The sequence below is a fragment of the Rhodopseudomonas sp. AAP120 genome, from assembly GCF_001295845.1.
Taxonomy (GTDB): Bacteria; Pseudomonadota; Alphaproteobacteria; order Rhizobiales; family Xanthobacteraceae; genus Rhodopseudomonas.
The window spans coordinates 1-14,520 of the sequence record NZ_LJIC01000126.1 but is presented as its reverse complement, the minus strand read 5'-3'; the positions used below and the strand labels follow the sequence as shown (position 1 = coordinate 14,520).

At 66.6% G+C, this 14,520-nt stretch carries 13 protein-coding genes; 4 read left to right on the top strand and 9 right to left on the bottom strand.

What is annotated here, in order from left to right; all coding sequences use genetic code 11:
- Positions 1-3: 3 nt before the first annotated feature.
- Both IP86_RS19320 and IP86_RS19315 read right to left on the bottom strand, forming a co-directional pair.
- Positions 4-1,203: an ABC transporter substrate-binding protein gene (locus tag IP86_RS19320; RefSeq protein ID WP_245290677.1), complete on the bottom strand. Its 1,200-nt coding sequence runs from the start codon at positions 1,201-1,203 to the stop codon at positions 4-6.
- 210 nt (positions 1,204-1,413) lie between these two features.
- Complete coding sequence (locus IP86_RS19315) at positions 1,414-2,280, bottom strand: MaoC/PaaZ C-terminal domain-containing protein (protein WP_054164052.1); 867 nt, start codon at positions 2,278-2,280, stop codon at positions 1,414-1,416.
- A 127-nt stretch (positions 2,281-2,407) separates the two neighbouring features.
- Here IP86_RS19315 and IP86_RS19310 point away from each other — a divergent pair, with 127 nt between their 5' ends.
- Positions 2,408-3,304 carry an IclR family transcriptional regulator gene (locus IP86_RS19310; protein WP_082364121.1) on the top strand — a complete coding sequence of 299 codons (897 nt, stop codon included), beginning with the start codon at positions 2,408-2,410 and terminating at the stop codon, positions 3,302-3,304.
- A 159-nt stretch (positions 3,305-3,463) separates the two neighbouring features.
- Here IP86_RS19310 and IP86_RS19305 read toward each other — a convergent pair whose 3' ends face one another.
- Entirely contained in the window at positions 3,464-5,020 is a 1,557-nt protein-coding gene (locus IP86_RS19305) for a class I adenylate-forming enzyme family protein (protein WP_054164051.1), read from the bottom strand.
- Between the two features lie 116 nt (positions 5,021-5,136).
- On the opposite strand from IP86_RS19305, the gene IP86_RS19300 reads away from it, so the two are divergent.
- The gene (locus tag IP86_RS19300; RefSeq protein WP_054164050.1) at positions 5,137-5,928 is read left to right on the top strand and encodes an enoyl-CoA hydratase/isomerase family protein; all 792 of its coding nucleotides are present in this window, start codon (positions 5,137-5,139) and stop codon (positions 5,926-5,928) included.
- A 9-nt stretch (positions 5,929-5,937) separates the two neighbouring features.
- On the opposite strand, the gene IP86_RS19295 is transcribed toward IP86_RS19300, so the two are convergent.
- Together IP86_RS19295 and IP86_RS19290 are read right to left on the bottom strand one after the other, a co-directional pair.
- On the bottom strand, positions 5,938-6,678 hold the full coding sequence (locus tag IP86_RS19295) for a thermonuclease family protein (RefSeq protein ID WP_054164049.1): 741 nt from the start codon (positions 6,676-6,678) through the stop codon (positions 5,938-5,940).
- 126 nt (positions 6,679-6,804) lie between these two features.
- Positions 6,805-7,125 (bottom strand): hypothetical protein, encoded by a 321-nt coding sequence (locus tag IP86_RS19290; protein WP_054164084.1) that lies wholly within the window; start codon positions 7,123-7,125, stop codon positions 6,805-6,807.
- Between the two features lie 168 nt (positions 7,126-7,293).
- Between IP86_RS19290 and IP86_RS19285 the strand changes: the two genes are divergently transcribed.
- Both IP86_RS19285 and IP86_RS19280 read left to right on the top strand, forming a co-directional pair.
- Positions 7,294-8,229, top strand: coding sequence for a PaaI family thioesterase (locus IP86_RS19285; RefSeq protein WP_054164048.1), 936 nt, complete (start codon positions 7,294-7,296; stop codon positions 8,227-8,229).
- 168 nt (positions 8,230-8,397) lie between these two features.
- Positions 8,398-9,612, top strand: coding sequence for a GGDEF domain-containing protein (locus IP86_RS19280; RefSeq protein WP_082364117.1), 1,215 nt, complete (start codon positions 8,398-8,400; stop codon positions 9,610-9,612).
- Here IP86_RS19280 and IP86_RS19275 read toward each other — a convergent pair.
- From IP86_RS19275 to IP86_RS19260, 4 genes are all read right to left on the bottom strand, one after another.
- Positions 9,609-10,811: an acetate/propionate family kinase gene (locus tag IP86_RS19275; RefSeq protein WP_054164046.1), complete on the bottom strand. Its 1,203-nt coding sequence runs from the start codon at positions 10,809-10,811 to the stop codon at positions 9,609-9,611. The two genes, IP86_RS19280 and IP86_RS19275, sit on opposite strands and share 4 nt — an antisense overlap.
- Positions 10,808-12,226, bottom strand: a complete 1,419-nt coding sequence (locus tag IP86_RS19270; RefSeq protein WP_054164045.1) for a bifunctional enoyl-CoA hydratase/phosphate acetyltransferase — start codon at positions 12,224-12,226, stop codon at positions 10,808-10,810. Before IP86_RS19270 ends, IP86_RS19275 begins: the two co-directional genes overlap by 4 nt.
- A gap of 18 nt (positions 12,227-12,244) precedes the next feature.
- Complete coding sequence (gene fabI / locus IP86_RS19265; protein ID WP_054164044.1) at positions 12,245-13,006, bottom strand: enoyl-ACP reductase FabI; 762 nt, start codon at positions 13,004-13,006, stop codon at positions 12,245-12,247.
- A 129-nt stretch (positions 13,007-13,135) separates the two neighbouring features.
- Positions 13,136-14,002 (bottom strand): ADP-polyphosphate phosphotransferase, encoded by an 867-nt coding sequence (locus IP86_RS19260; RefSeq protein WP_054164043.1) that lies wholly within the window; start codon positions 14,000-14,002, stop codon positions 13,136-13,138.
- Positions 14,003-14,520 lie beyond the last annotated feature (518 nt).

Here is a 14,520-nt window from a genome sequence, read left to right as displayed (position 1 = left end):
GGCTCAGCTCTTCGGCCGCGGAGCGGCCTGCGCGAACTCCTTCGGGAATACGACTTCCTGCGACTGATCGGGCATCCACTGCACCATCATGGCCGAGCCGTCCTTCAGCAGCCGGTCCTCAGCAAACTGCAGGCCCTTCGGCTTGGCGACGTAGAGATCCGGATCGCCGAACGGAATGTCGAAGGTCTTGAAAGACTCCAAAATAGCCGCCGGCTCGAGCGACGACGCTTTCTCCAGCACGCGCTGCAGCACGCGCGCGCCCTGCGCGTATTGAATTGCGCCCTGGCCGATGCGATCGATCTTGGCGACGTCACGCAGCTCGGCGATGATCTTCTGCATCGAGTCGATCTTGGCGCCGGCGCTGAAGCCGGTCATCGCGAACAGATTGCGCGTCAGCACCGCCTTGCCGATCTCGGGGCCGAGGTCCTTCCACAGCGACAGGTCCGAATAGCCGCCGGTGCCGCCGACGAACAGGCTGTTGTGATAGTTGAGGTTGTAGCGCGCCTGATGCAGCAGGATGCCGTCGCGCGGCGTCACCAGGCCGGTGACGATGTCGGGCTTCAGCGAGCGGATGCGGATCATCGCCGAGGTCTGATCCTGCGCCTTGGTATCGAGCGGCGCCTCGCCGATCACCTCGAAGCCGCTGGCCTTCAGCTTCTCGACCAGGAACTTGTTGACCTGCTGGCCGGCCTCGTAGTTCGAGTAGCTCATCACCGCGGTCTTGATCGGGAATTTGCTGTCGTCGCGCAGCGACTTGATGAAGTCGTGCATCGACTGGGCGTAGCCGCGGTCGTAGGGATAGCCGAGCGAGAACATGTAGCTGGAATGCGCGCCACCGGCCCAGATCGACAGCGTCGGCACCTTCAGTTCGTCCAGCACCGGCGTCAGCGCCAGCATCTGCGCGCTGAGGATGGTGCCGGTGAGCAGCTGCACCTTCTCCTCGGTGATCAGCCGCCGCGCCTCGGTGGCGGTGCGCGCCGGCTGACTGGTGTCGTCGGCCTGGATCAGCTGGATCTTGGCGCCGTCCTTGTTCTTGATGCCGCCAGCGTCGTTGATCTTCTTGATGATGTATTCGAACGCCGGCTGGCCTTCCTGCGCATAGGCGGCGAGGCCGCCGCTCATCGAATTGATGACGCCGACCTTGATCGGCGGCGGCGCGGCGTTGGCATTGCGAATCCACGGCGCGGCGACGGTGCCGAGCATCACACCAGTGGCGCCTATTCCGAATGAGCGACGGGAAATGGACAAAGCGCGTTCCTCCTGGTTGTTGTTAGTCGCGGCAAGCGCCGCGGGCTTATAGCGATGTGCGGGCGCCGCCCCAAGTGAATGTTTTCAAACTCGCGCGATCGTCACACACCCAAGCTGCACATGACTCACGATCTCCGCCGTTTTCCTGCCGCACGGAATTTGGCCTCAACCCGGCGTGACCGTCGCGGCGCCGTTGTTGATCACCACGACTTCGCGCTCCGCCACCTTGGCTCTGAACGACAGCGTACAATCGCCCTCCTTCCAGACTTCGGTGACGATGGTTTCGCCGGGATACACGGGGGAGCTGAAGCGCACCTGCATCTTCACCAGCCGCTTCGCATCGCCGTCGCAGCACAGTTCGACCAGTGCGCGGCAGACCACGCCGAAGGTGCACAGGCCGTGCAGGATCGGCTTGTCGAAGCCGGCCTTGCGCGCGACTTCGGGATCGGCATGCAGCGGGTTGTAGTCGCCGGACAGGCGGTAGATCAGCGCGGCGCTCGGCGCGGTGGCGATGCGTGACTGCAGATCGGGCGCGCGTTCGGGCAGCGGATGTGGCGCCGGCAGCGGGCCGGAGGGACCGCCGAAGCCGCCGTCGCCGCGCAGCATGGTGGTCGAAGTCAGCCGGCACAGCAATTCGCCGCTGGCCTTGTCGACGACGTCGCGCTCGGACAGCAGCACCGCGCCTTTGCCGGCGCCCTTGTCGAACAGGCCGGTGACGCGCGATCGGCCGACCACCGTGCCTTTCGGCGGCAGCGGCTTGAAAATCTCGAAACCCTGCTCGCCGTGCAGCACCTTGCGCCAGTCCGCGCCGGTCGCCTCGTTGCCGAGCCAGAAGCCGGGATAACCGAGCACGACCGACATCGACGGCAGCACCTGCAGATCCTGCTCGTAGACGTAGCGCAGCTGCTTGGCGTCGAGCGGATCGGCGCCGAGGCCGAGCCCCAGCGCATACAGCATGGTGTCGCGCTCGGTGTAGGTCTGCTCGATCTCGGGAATGGGCCAGTCGCGCAGCCGGGCCGGGTCGATCGCCATCGGGAGCTTCCTCGTCACATTTTTGCGGCAACTTGCCACCCGGGCGGGGCTCACACAATATGCGAAATCGAATTTCGCAAATGTTTTGATCCCGCCGCAGCTTGCGGCCGAGTTTCCGGAGCCGTCGATGACCACCGGCAGATCGCGTCGTCCCTCCAAGCCGGGCCCGGCTCCGGCCCCACCGGCGAAGAAGACGCTGGCGCGTAAGAATCCCGCCCTGCAGCGCGCCTCGCGGCGACCGCGCGCCGAGGGAGCCGACGACGACGCCGGGCGGATGTTCGTGTCAGCGCTGGCGCGTGGCCTCGACGTGCTCGGCGCCTTCCGCGCCGGTGACCGCGCGCTCGGCAACCTCGAACTCGCCGAGCGCACGGGGCTGCCGAAGCCGACGATCTCGCGCATGACGCACACGCTGATCCAGCTCGGCTATCTGACTTACGAGCCGCGCTCGGCGACTTATCAGCTGGGCGCGCGGGCGCTGGCGCTGAGTTACGCGGCACTGGCCAATCTTGACGTCCGCAAGGCGGCGCTCCCCATCATGACCAGGCTGGCCGAGGACAGCCAATTGCATGTCGGGCTCGGCACCCGCGAGCGGCTGATGATGCTGAACATCGAGAGCTGCGAGAGCGACGCGCTGATCGGGTTGCGGCTGCCGCCGGGCTCGCGCGTGCCGATCGCCACCACCTCGCTCGGCCGGGCCTATCTGGCGGCGATCGGCGACGAAGAACGCAGTGCGCTGCTCGCCGAGCTGCGCGCGCATCACGGCAACGACTGGCCGAAGCTCGAAAAGGCGATCGCCCGCTCCACGCGCGAGATGGCAAAGCGCGGCTTCTGCATCTCGATCGGCGAATGGCGGAACGACATCAACGCCGTTGGCGCCGCGATCGTGCCGCCGAACGGCGGCCCGGTCTACACGCTGAGCTTCGGCGGCCCGGCCTATCTGGTGTCGCAGCAGCAGCTGATCGAGAAGCATGGCCCGGCGCTGGCCCATGCCGCGAGAGCGATCAGCGCGGCGCTGGGCGGGTGATCACTCACAACTGGCTACTGGTCTAACATCGGCACGAGGCCCCTCCCCGTCATTGCGAGCGTAGCGAAGCAATCCAGAAGCCCAGTGCATGCGGCTGGATTGCTTCGTCGCTGCGCTCCTCGCAATGACGCTGGGGTGGGCGCCTCTCAATAACTATACTCAATTCACGCGCCGATCCTTGTCGCTCCAATAAGGCGCGCGCAGGGCCGCCTTGTTGACCTTATTGACGCTCGACAGCGGCAGCGGGTCGTCGCGGAAGTCGATGCTGCGCGGGACCTTGTAGTCGGCGATCGCGGCCCGGCAGAACGCGATCAACTCGTCGGCGGTGAGCGATGCGCCTGATTTACGCACCACCACCGCATGCACCGTCTCGCCCCATTTCGGATGCGGGATGCCGATCACGGCGCATTGCGCCACCTCCGGATGCGCCGCGATCGCATTTTCGACCTCGATCGAATACACGTTCTCGCCGCCCGAGATGATCATGTCCTTGATGCGGTCGGAAATATACAGATAGCCGTCGGCATCGAACGAGCCGGAATCGCCGGTGTGCATCCAGCCGCCGCGCAGCGTCTGCGCCGTCAGCTCCGGCTGGCGCCAATAGCCCATCATCACCATCGGACCACGCACCAGGATCTCGCCGACTTCGCCATGCCGCAACTCGCGATCGGCGGCATCGGCGATCTTCACCTCGGCCGACACGATCGGACGGCCGGCCGAGCGCAGCCGGCGCCGCGGCGCGGAGGGCAGGTGATCGTCGGGCGTCAGGATGGTGGCGACCGGGGACAGTTCGGTCATGCCGTAGGACTGGCCGAACCGGATGTTGGGAAAGCGGCGCAGGCATTCCTGCAGCACCGGCTCCGGCATCGGCGAAGCACCGTAAGTGATCAGCTTGAGGCTGGACAGATCGTAGCGGTCGAGATCGGGCGATTGCAGGATCATGCCCAGCATGGTCGGCACGAAGGTCGCAACCGTCACCTTGTGGCGACTGATCGCCGCCAGCACGTCGGCAGGCGTGAAGCGCGGGATCACGACGTGGCGGCCGCCCATGATCGATGTCGTGTAGACGCGCGCGCCGGCGCCGAGATGAAACAGTGGCCCGGCATGCAGCGCCACGGTGTGCTCGTCGAAGCCGAACGCCATCGCGGTCACGACGGCGTTGACCCAGAGATTGCGGTGGCTGAGCATCACGCCCTTGGCGCGGCCGGTCGTGCCGCCGGTGTAGAACAGGCAGGCGAGGTCCTCGCCGCCGCGCCCGGCATCGGCGCAAGGCGGCGTGCTGGCGATCAGGTCCTCGTAAGCATGAACACGCGGCAGTCCGGAGCGCGGCGCATCGGCGATGACACAACGTAGCGACGGGCAAGCCTTGGCGAGTTGCACGGCGGTGTCGAGAAAGCTGGCGTCGCTGATCAGCAGTGACGGCTCGGCGTCGGTGATCTGCTCGATCATCTCCGGCAACGCGAAGCGCGAATTGACCGGCACCACCACGCCGCCGGCCCACAGCACCGAAAAGTAACTCTCGACATAGGCGGCGCCAGTGGCGGCGAGGATCGCCACGCGGTCGTCGGGCGCGACACCGAGCCGCTGCAACGCCGCGGCAAAGCGCGCGATGCGATCCAGCACTTCGCCGTGCGTGAAGCTGCGCTCCGGCGTCACCAGCGCGGTGTCGTGCGCGCGAAAGGCGGCAGCCTTGCGAAGGCCCGCGGTGATCTGCATGAGTTTCCGTCCCGTGGAAGTCTTGTGTTGGGCGCAATCCTAGCATTGCGAAAATCGATTTCGCAAATACCGACGCGATGCGCTAGGCTGCGGAAAACAACAGCAGGGGTGGGAACATGTCAGCCGATGCCGCAAGCGATGCCGTGATCTTCGACCGCCGTGACGACGTGATGATCGTCCGGCTCAACAGCCCGGCGACCCGGAATGCGCTGCAGCCCGCCGTCAAACATCAGCTGGAAACCCGCATCCCGGAATTACTCGCCGACGCGTCAGTGCGCTGCCTGGTGATTACTGGTACCGGGCAGTCGTTCTGCGCCGGCGGTGATATCAGCAACATGGCCGATCGCGGCGCGCCGCAGGTGCGGCAGCGCATGCAGGTGACGCACAATTGGGCGCAGCGACTGCTGACCGCCGAGAAGCCGGTGATCGCCGCGGTCAACGGCTCCGCAGCCGGCGCTGGCTTCTCGATGGCGCTGCTGTGCGACATCGTGCTGATGTCGGATCAGGCCTACTTCCGGGCTGCGTTCCCCGGGCTCGGCGCCGCGCCGGATCTCGGCCTGGCTTTAACATTGCCACGTGCGATCGGCGCGATGCGGGCCAAGGACATTCTGCTCACCAATCGCCGTGTCGACGCGGCGGAGGCGCAGGCGCTGGGCATCGCCAAGTGCGTGGTGCCGGCCGATCAGTTGCTCGATGCCGCGGTGGCGCTCGCGGCCGAACTCGCCGCCGGACCGGCGACGTCGCTGGGGCTGACCAAGATGCTGGTCAACGGAGCGTTCCAGCCGATCGAACAATTCTTCGCGCTGGAAGCCTTCGCCCAGGGCGTCGCGTTCGGCAGCGACGAATTCGCCGAGGGTGTCGCGGCGTTCCTCGGCAAGCGCAAACCGGACTTCAAGGCGCAGCGCTGACAGCCAGTATCAGCGTTTCGCGCCGATCCGGCAGTTATAGGCTTTGCGGAAGCCGGCGGCGCGGGCATCGTCCTCGGAGCAGAACCAGCGGTTCGGCTTGATCAGACTGGCGTAACTGGGGCAGCCCTGCAGCTGATAGACGCCGACATTGCCGGTGAGGCGCGCACGCTTGGCGAGCTTGCCCTTGATGGCGCAGCCCTCCGGCATCGGCGGCATCTCGGGGAACATCAGGTCCAGCATCGCGGTCTTGCGATCGTCGCGGCAGGCCGCGCCAATCAGGGGCGCGGTCTTGTCCCAGCGGCGGAAGCTCGCTGGAGCGACGAAGCATCCCCGCCACAACGCCAGCCGCGCCTCTTTGGCCTTGGTCTCGTCGGCCGCGAAACGACCCTTCGGATCGGCGTTCAGCGCCAGCCCGGCCTGGACCAGGCGCTGGCTCAGATTGCTGCCGTCGCCCGCGATCGTGCAGGCGCCGACCCGGCGCCCACTGAACGCCGGGTCCGGCCCGAGATCGCGGCAAGTCACGGCCCGGCCGGCGATCAGCTTCACCGCCGCGTCACGGGCTTCGAGCCCGCAGGCCGATGGATCGGCGAATTCGTTGATGCAGCGCTGGTCGAGCTCCGGCGCGTCGATTCCCTCGAGCCGGTAGGTGACGCCGCCGAGTTGCAGCGTCGCCGCGTCCTTGACCACGACATCGGCGGCCGAAGCGGGCCCGCCGACCAGCAACGCCAGCACCACAATGACCGCAAACATTCCAGCCCTCTCGCCTCAGCCATGCCTACGCGGCGTTTGCGACGCCGCCAGGCAGCTATAGCGCGATTCCGGGCGGGTGCAGCAGCAAACGCAGCCGCGCAGAGGGTTGAGCCGAACGACAGGACGTCAGTAGTCGTAGTCGCGGATGACCGAGTCCCAGAACGACGGCGGCGGGGTCCGGCGCCATTCGCCGACGGGAGCGTAGCGCGGCCCACAACCGCCACAGCCTCCGGTCGGCACCAGATGCTGCATATATTGCGGCGGAGCTTCGACCCAGATCACCGGCGGCGCCTGCGGAATGCCGATCGGGCGCGGCGCATAGACGACGTGCGGGCGAGGAGCCTGTCGGTAGGCGGGCCGATAGGGCGCCGCATAGTCGGCCGCCATCGCCCAGGAAGAAGTCATGACACTCGCCAGCAGCGGCAACAGCAGTTTGACAGGACGCACGACGCAACTCCACACCGACCACGACGTCAGCGTCGCATGAGATGGTAAACAAAGCCTGCAGCGGCGCTCCGCCCGTCCTGCCCTCCCTCGCGGCCCCGCCATCAACGCATGGGCAAGGCCGCAGCCCAGCGCTTCCCGCCATCCGAGCGCCTTGCTAGAACGTCGCCCATGCCCGACACGTCCTCCCAAGATCCCGCGCTGGCCGTCGACCAGAAAGCGGAGTTGATCAAGCTCCGCCGCTCGGTCCATGGCGCCCTCATCGGCCTGCAGCTCGAGCGCTATGCGCCGGGCGAGGCCTGGACCAGCCTGCCCTATCATCCGGTGTTCGTCGGCGACACCCGCACCGGTGTGATCCACGGCGGCGTGGTCACGCTGATGCTGGATGAGAGCTGCGGCATGGCGGTGCAGTTCGCGCTGCGGAGCACGCAGGCGATCGCGACGCTCGATCTGCGGATCGATTACCTGCGGCCGGCGACGCCCGGCCAGGCGATCCGTGCGCACGCGCATTGCTATCACGTCACCCGCTCGATCGCCTTCGTCCGGGCGACGGCTTATCAGGACGCCGAATCCGATCCGATCGCCAGCGCCACCGCGATGTTCATGATCGGCGCCAACCGCACCGACATGCTGCGGCAGGAGCCGAAGGTGAAGTTCGACACGCCGCCGCCGCTGGTGGCGCCGGACGACGACGGCGGTCCGCTGGCGATCAGCCCCTATGCGCGCTTCCTCGGCATCCGGGTCGACGATCAGGCCAACACGGTGATGCCGTATGATCCGAAGCAGATCGGCAATCCAATCCTGCCGGCGCTGCATGGCGGCGTCATCGGTGCCTTTCTCGAAACCGCGTCGATCTTCAAGGTGCATCGCGAGATCGGCCTCGCCGCCGCGCCGAAGCCGATCGGACTGACCGTCAACTATCTGCGCTCCGGCCGGCCGATCGACACTTTCTCCAGAGTGTCGATCGTCAAGCAGGGCCGCCGCGTCGTCGCGTTCGAGGCCCAGGCCTATCAGTCCGATCCCGACAAGCCGATCGCTTCCTGCTACGGCCATTTCAAGCTTCGCCCGCATGGCGACGGCACCTCGGCCGAGTCTGCCGGGTCCTGACAGCATTTGCCCTCTTGCCTTAAGGGCCGATTCACCAATGCTCGGAACCTGCCCCGGTGTTTCACCGGGGATTCAGTTTTGGTCGAATAGGTCTCGTTCTCAACAGGTATCAATCGACCGCCTGCATGGTTCGGGCGGCGAATCGAGACGGCCTCGAGTCCTTCAAAGATGACGTCGGAAAGCAAAGTCGCGAACACCGTCTATATCGAGTTCGTGCGCTTGCTCTACACCGCGCGCTGGCCGATCGTCGTCGTCGGTACCGCCATCCTGATGGTCGGCGCTGCGGTCGGCTACCAGACGGGCGACCTGATCAGTCCGGCGATCGGCGTGGCGGGCATGCTGGTGACGCTGGCGAGGCTGACGCTCTGCATCGCCTTCGACCGCACCTTCGACCGGCGACCGCTCGACCTCGCGTCGGCCAAAGTGTGGGAGCGCCGGCTCGCCGTCGGCGTGATCTCGACCGGCATTTGCGTCGGCGGTTTCGCGCTGCGTTGCTTCCTGCTGCCCGATCTCACCGCTCACATGGTCGCAAGCGGCCTGGTGTTCGGCTATTGCGCCGGCACCACCACGCGGTTTTCAATCCGGCCCTGGATCGTCAAAGCCAGCCTCGCCGTTTCAGTGATCCCGGCGGTCGGCGCGGCGCTGTGGAATTTCGACCTGATGCACGCCGCGCAGGCGCTGCTGTTCCTGATCTTCTTCTTCGGCGGCTTCGAGCTGATCGTCTACATTCACGACACCACCAAAGAGCAGCTCACGCTGCGCGCCGAGGCGGCGCATCTGGCGCGTGCCGACGTCCTCACCAAGCTGCCAAACCGGCTGCGCCTGTCGGAGCATTTCGACGAAGCCGCCGCGCGGCTGCAGCGTCACGGCGAAGGCTTCGCGGTGATCTGTATCGACCTCGACTTCTTCAAGGAAGCCAACGACCGCTTCGGCCACGCGGCCGGCGACGAAATCCTGCAGATCGTCGCGATGCGACTGACCGGACTGCTGCGCCCCAGCGATCTCGCCGCCCGCGTCGGCGGCGACGAGTTCATCGTGATCCAGGCGGATGTCGACAGCCGGGACGAGATCCAGGCGCTGTGCGGCCGCATCGTTTCGACCGTGTCGGCCCCTTATATCATCGACGGCAATGTCGTCGTGCTCGGTGCCTGTGTGGGCACCGCGCTGGCGCCGGCCGACGGCACCACGCTCGACGCGCTGCTCGGCAAGGCGGACGCTGCGCTGTATGCCGCCAAGCGTAGCCGCGGCGGCCAGCAGCAGCAGCCGGCCGCGGTGACCGAAAACATTCCCTTGGCGCCGGAGCTGTGCCAGTCGCGCGGCGCCGGCGAGGCGACCAACAGCGCCGCGCGCCGATCCGCCCCGACGCTCGGGGAGCCGCGCTAGGCCGCCCGCCCCCCGTCGACCAGCCGCCAGACCTGACAGGCGATCATCAGATCCTCGTCGGTCGGGATCACCCAGACCGAAACCTTGCTCTCGTCGGTACTGATGCGCCGGGCGCCGGAGAGATTTGCGTTGGCGTGGCCGTCGAGCACGACGCCGAGCCAGGCGGCCTGCGCGCAGACCCGCCGCCGGATCTCCGCAGCGCGCTCGCCGATGCCGGCGGTGAACACCAGCGCGTCGAGCCCGCCGAGCGCCGCGGTGAGCGAGCCGAGTTCGCGGCCGATGCGATAGACGAACAGCGCGATCGCTTCTTCGGCGCGCGGATCGGCACTCGCCAGCAACGTGCGCATGTCGTCGCTGATGCCGGAGACGCCGAGCAGGCCGGACTGGCGATACAAGAGATCGCTGATCGCGGCTGGCGTCATGCCCTTCTGCTCCAGCAAATACAGCACCACGCCGGGGTCGAGCACGCCGGTGCGGCTGCCCATCATCAGGCCGTCGAGCGCGGTGAAGCCCATCGAGGTGGCAATGCTGCGGCCGGCACGCATCGCGCACATGCTGGCGCCGGCGCCGAGATGCCCGACCACGACGCGGCCGTCGGCGATCTCCTGCCCCGCTACCGCGGGCAGCTGGCCGGCGATGTATTCGTAGGAGATGCCGTGAAAGCCGTAGCGCCGCACGCCCTGGGCGGTGAGCTCGCGCGGCAGCGCGAACCAGGTCGCGACCGGCGGCAGATGGTGATGGAACGCGGTGTCAAAACAGGCGACCTGGGGCAGCTTCGGATGCAGCTTCGCCAGCGCCTCGATTGCCGCGACGCTGTGCGGCTGGTGCAGCGGCGCCAGCGGAATGAAGCTGCGGAGCTGCTCGATCACCCCCGAATCGATCCGGGCCGGCGCGTCGAATTTGTCACCGCCGTGCACCACGCGATGCCCCGCCGCGGCGATCCGCCGGTCGGGGAAGTTCTGTTCGATCCAGCCGATCAGCGTCGCGATCGCGTCGTCATGGCCGGCGCCGTCCGGCAGATAGGCGTCGTGGACCGTCGCACCGTCGCGGTCCACCACCTTGTGATGCGGGCGGTGACCGAGGCTGCCGATGCCGCCCTCGCAGATCAGATGGTCCTGCGTCGGCTCGGTATGCGCTTCATACAGCGCGAATTTGATGCTGGAGGAGCCGGCATTGAGCACGAGCAGCGTTTCGCTCATGCGGCATCTCCGGACGACAGGCTCGGCAGCGCAGCCGTCCTGTGCCGCGCCATCAGCAGGCCGATCGCGCAGGAGCCGAGCCGGGCCAGCGTCTTGTCGGCGCGGCTGGTGAGGATGATCGGCACGCGGGCGCCGAGCACGATGCCGGCGACATGCGCGCGCGCCAGATATTCGAGCTGCTTGGCCAGCATGTTGCCCGCCTCGAGATCCGGCACCACGAAAATGTCGGCGCGGCCGGCGACCGGCGAGACGATACCCTTGGTCTTGGCCGCCTCGGCCGACACCGCATTGTCGAACGCCAGCGGCCCGTCGAGGATGCCGCCGGTGATCTGGCCGCGCTCCGCCATCTTGCACAGCGCCGCCGCATCCAGCGTCGAGCGGATGCTTTCGGTGACGGTCTCGACCGCGGAGAGGATAGCGACGCGCGGCTGCTCGATGCCGAGCGCATGCGCCAGCTCGATCGCGTTCTGGATGATGTCGCGCTTGTCGGTCAGCGTCGGATAGATGTTGATCGCCGCGTCGGTGACCAGCAGCGCCCGCGGATAGTCCGGCGCGTCGACCGCATAGACGTGGCTGATCCGCCGCGCGGTGCGCAGGCCGAGCGCCGGATCGACCACAGCCCGCATCAGTTCGTCGGTGTGCAGCGCGCCTTTCATCAGCGCCTCGACCTGGCCGGCGCGGGCCATCGCGACCGCCGCGGCCGCCGCCGCGTCGCTGTGCTCGGCGCCGACGATCTCATAGGCCGACAGATCGACCGAAGCCTGCGCGGCGGCGGCGCGGATCTTCGCCTCCGGACCGACCAGCACCGGCACGATCAGCCCGGCGCGCTGCGCTTCGACGGCGCCGAGCAGCGACGGCGTATCGACCGGATGCACCACCGCGACGCGCAGCGGCTCCAGGCCCTGCGTCATCTCGATCAGCCGCTCGTAGCGCCGCGCCGCCGGATGGAGGTCGATCTCCGGCAGTTGCACGCGCGAGCGCCGGATCTTCTCCACCGGCGCGATCACTTCGGCGAGGCCGACGATGACGTCGTCGCCGTTCTGGTTGGTGGCGCGGCAATCCAGCAGCAGGCGCTTCTTGGCCTCGTTTTTCTCCTTCACCGTCACCGACACGGTCACCGTGTCGCCGAGCAGCACCGGACGGACGAAGCGCAGCGACTGGTCGAGATAGATCGTGCCGGGGCCGGGCAGCTGCGTACCGAGCAGCGTCGAGATCAGCGAGCCGCCCCACATGCCGTGCGCCACCACCTGGTGGAAGTGATCGCTCTTGGCGAAGGCGGCGTCGACATGCATCGGATTGACGTCGCCGGACATCACCGCGAACACCTCGATGTCGCGATAGGTCAGCGTGCGCACCAGACTCGCGGTGTCGCCCACCGCGATCTCGTCGAAGGTGCGGTTCTGGATCTGCTCCATGCCATTCTCCAGCCGGCGTCAGCCGACGACGTGATATCCGGCGTCGATGTATTCGATGTTGCCGGTCAAAGAGCGGGCACCATCGCCGACCAGAAAGGCGGCGACGTGGCCGACATCCTCGATGCTGACGAGCTGATGCGCCGGGGCGCGAGCGCGGGCGCGCTCCAGAAGTTCGTCGAAATGGCCGATGCCGGACGCCGCGCGGGTCTTCAGCGGCCCCGGCGACAGCGCGTGAACACGAATACGCTTCTGCGCGAGCTCGGCCGCCATATAGCGCACCGAACTCTCCAGCGCAGCTTTGACAGGGCCCATCAGATTGTAGTCTTCGACCACCTTCTCGGAGCCGTAGAACGACACGGTGAGCAGGCAGCCACCGTCCGGCATCAGCGGCTCGGCGAGCCGCGCCATGCGGATGAAGGAATGGCAGGAGACGTCCATCGCGGTCGCGAAGCCCTCCTGCGAACAATCGACCACACGGCCGTGCAGATCGTCCTTCGGCGCGAAGGCGATCGAATGCAGCAGGAAGTCGAGCCGCCCCCAACGCTCGGCGATGCGCGCGAACACCGCTTCGAGCTGACCGGGCTCACGCACGTCGCAAGGCAGCACGATCTCGCTCGCGAGCTGCTCGGCCAGCGGCGCCACATAGGGCCTGGCCTTCTCGTTGAGATAAGTGACGGCGAGCTCGGCACTGGCGTCGCGAAAAACACGGGCGCAGCCGAACGCGATGCTGTCCGCGTTGGCGATGCCGACCACCAGCCCCTTTTTTCCCTGCAGCGTCATGACATACCCCTGAACCGGCCGAAGATGCATCCCTAGCCTGTCCGATGTGTCATGCCCATGACCGCGGCCGTTCGACCATCGGCGAATGCACGCGGGCCACACCGCGGTCGCGCGGCATTGTCGAGCGCACTACTTCGCGAGCTGGCGACGCAGTTTCAGCAGCTCTTTCCGCCGCGCCGGCGAGGTTTCGGGATAGGACATTTTCAGATCCTCGATGGTCTCCAGAATGACCTGCGAGACGATCAGCCGGGTGTTCTGCTTGTCGTCGGCGGGGACGACGTACCACGGCGAGTCGTCGGAGCTGGTCTCGGTGAGACAGTGCTCGTAGGCCTCCATGTAGTCGTCCCAGTATTTGCGCTCCTCGATGTCGGCGGCGCTGAACTTCCAGTTCTTGTCGGGCTCGTCGATCCGCGCCAGAAAGCGCTTGCGCTGCTCTTCCTTGGACAAATGCAGGAAGAACTTGACGATCCGCGTGCCGTTGGCGTGCAGATGCTGCTCGGCATTGCGGATCGAACGATAGCGCTTGTGCCAGAACTGCTTGCCGGCCGGCCCGTTCGGCACTGCTTCGCTCGCGAGGATGTCCGGATGGACCCGGACGATCAGCACCTCCTCGTAGTAGGAGCGGTTGAAGATGCCGATGCGGCCACGTTCCGGCAGGTCGCGGGTGGTCCGCCAGAGAAAGTCGTGCTTCAGCTCGGTGGCGCTGGGGTGCTTGAAACTGAAGACCTGACAACCCTGCGGGTTGACGCCCGACATCACGTGCTGAATCACGCCGTCCTTGCCGGCCGCGTCCATCGCCTGGAAGATCAGCAGGATCGCGTGGCGGTTGCTGGCGTAGAGCAACTTCTGCTGCTCGGCCAGCCTTGCGACATGGCCGCGGAGCATTTCCTGGTAGTTTTCCTTGGACTCGTAGAACGGGTCGACCAGCGTGGGCCATTTGTCGAGGTCGACCTTGCTGCCTTCCTCGACGCGAAACTGCTTGGTCTTGATCTTCATCCGGTCTTTCCATTCCGCGTCTGAACCCGGATGACCGGGCCATCCAGCGGAATATAGCCCTCTCTGGCTTGAAGAGCACCACCTTACCCCGTCATTCCGGGGCGCCCGCCCTTGCGGGCGAACCCGGAATCCCGACGGTGTGGCAAAAGCCGGTCGCAGAACGCTTGGAGATTCCGGGTTCGCGAGCTGCGCTCGCGCCCCGGAATGACGGTGCTGGTAGAGAGAAGCCCGGCCGGAGCGAGCACCCCCGGCATTGCCAGGGTCCAATTAGTCAGCCTTCGTTCATGATCGTCCGCTTATGGTCCTCCGTCCAGCTCCGACGCCTCCCCGAGTTCTCGGCAGGCGCCCAGGGCGGACACAAAGCGACCGTAATTCCAAGCAATTAGACCCCGTAATCACCCTTCAAAGAAGGATGCCGGCCGGACGGCTAGACCGCTGATCAGATCCAACTTGTGAGATCGGCGGGAAAAAGTATGGTGCTGCACGTGAGGAGCCCGCGTCCGCGCGGCGACGAGCTG

Coding starts and splice junctions, on each gene's coding strand:
- IP86_RS19320 (WP_245290677.1), bottom strand. CDS start 1,203: ATGCTCGGCACCGTCGCCGCGCCGTGGATTCGCAATGCCAACGCCGCG.
- IP86_RS19315 (WP_054164052.1), bottom strand. CDS start 2,280: ATGGCGATCGACCCGGCCCGGCTGCGCGACTGGCCCATTCCCGAGATC.
- IP86_RS19310 (WP_082364121.1), top strand. CDS start 2,408: ATGACCACCGGCAGATCGCGTCGTCCCTCCAAGCCGGGCCCGGCTCCG.
- IP86_RS19305 (WP_054164051.1), bottom strand. CDS start 5,020: ATGCAGATCACCGCGGGCCTTCGCAAGGCTGCCGCCTTTCGCGCGCAC.
- IP86_RS19300 (WP_054164050.1), top strand. CDS start 5,137: ATGTCAGCCGATGCCGCAAGCGATGCCGTGATCTTCGACCGCCGTGAC.
- IP86_RS19295 (WP_054164049.1), bottom strand. CDS start 6,678: ATGTTTGCGGTCATTGTGGTGCTGGCGTTGCTGGTCGGCGGGCCCGCT.
- IP86_RS19285 (WP_054164048.1), top strand. CDS start 7,294: ATGCCCGACACGTCCTCCCAAGATCCCGCGCTGGCCGTCGACCAGAAA.
- IP86_RS19280 (WP_082364117.1), top strand. CDS start 8,398: ATGACGTCGGAAAGCAAAGTCGCGAACACCGTCTATATCGAGTTCGTG.
- IP86_RS19275 (WP_054164046.1), bottom strand. CDS start 10,811: ATGAGCGAAACGCTGCTCGTGCTCAATGCCGGCTCCTCCAGCATCAAA.
- IP86_RS19270 (WP_054164045.1), bottom strand. CDS start 12,226: ATGGAGCAGATCCAGAACCGCACCTTCGACGAGATCGCGGTGGGCGAC.
- fabI (WP_054164044.1), bottom strand. CDS start 13,006: ATGACGCTGCAGGGAAAAAAGGGGCTGGTGGTCGGCATCGCCAACGCG.
- IP86_RS19260 (WP_054164043.1), bottom strand. CDS start 14,002: ATGAAGATCAAGACCAAGCAGTTTCGCGTCGAGGAAGGCAGCAAGGTC.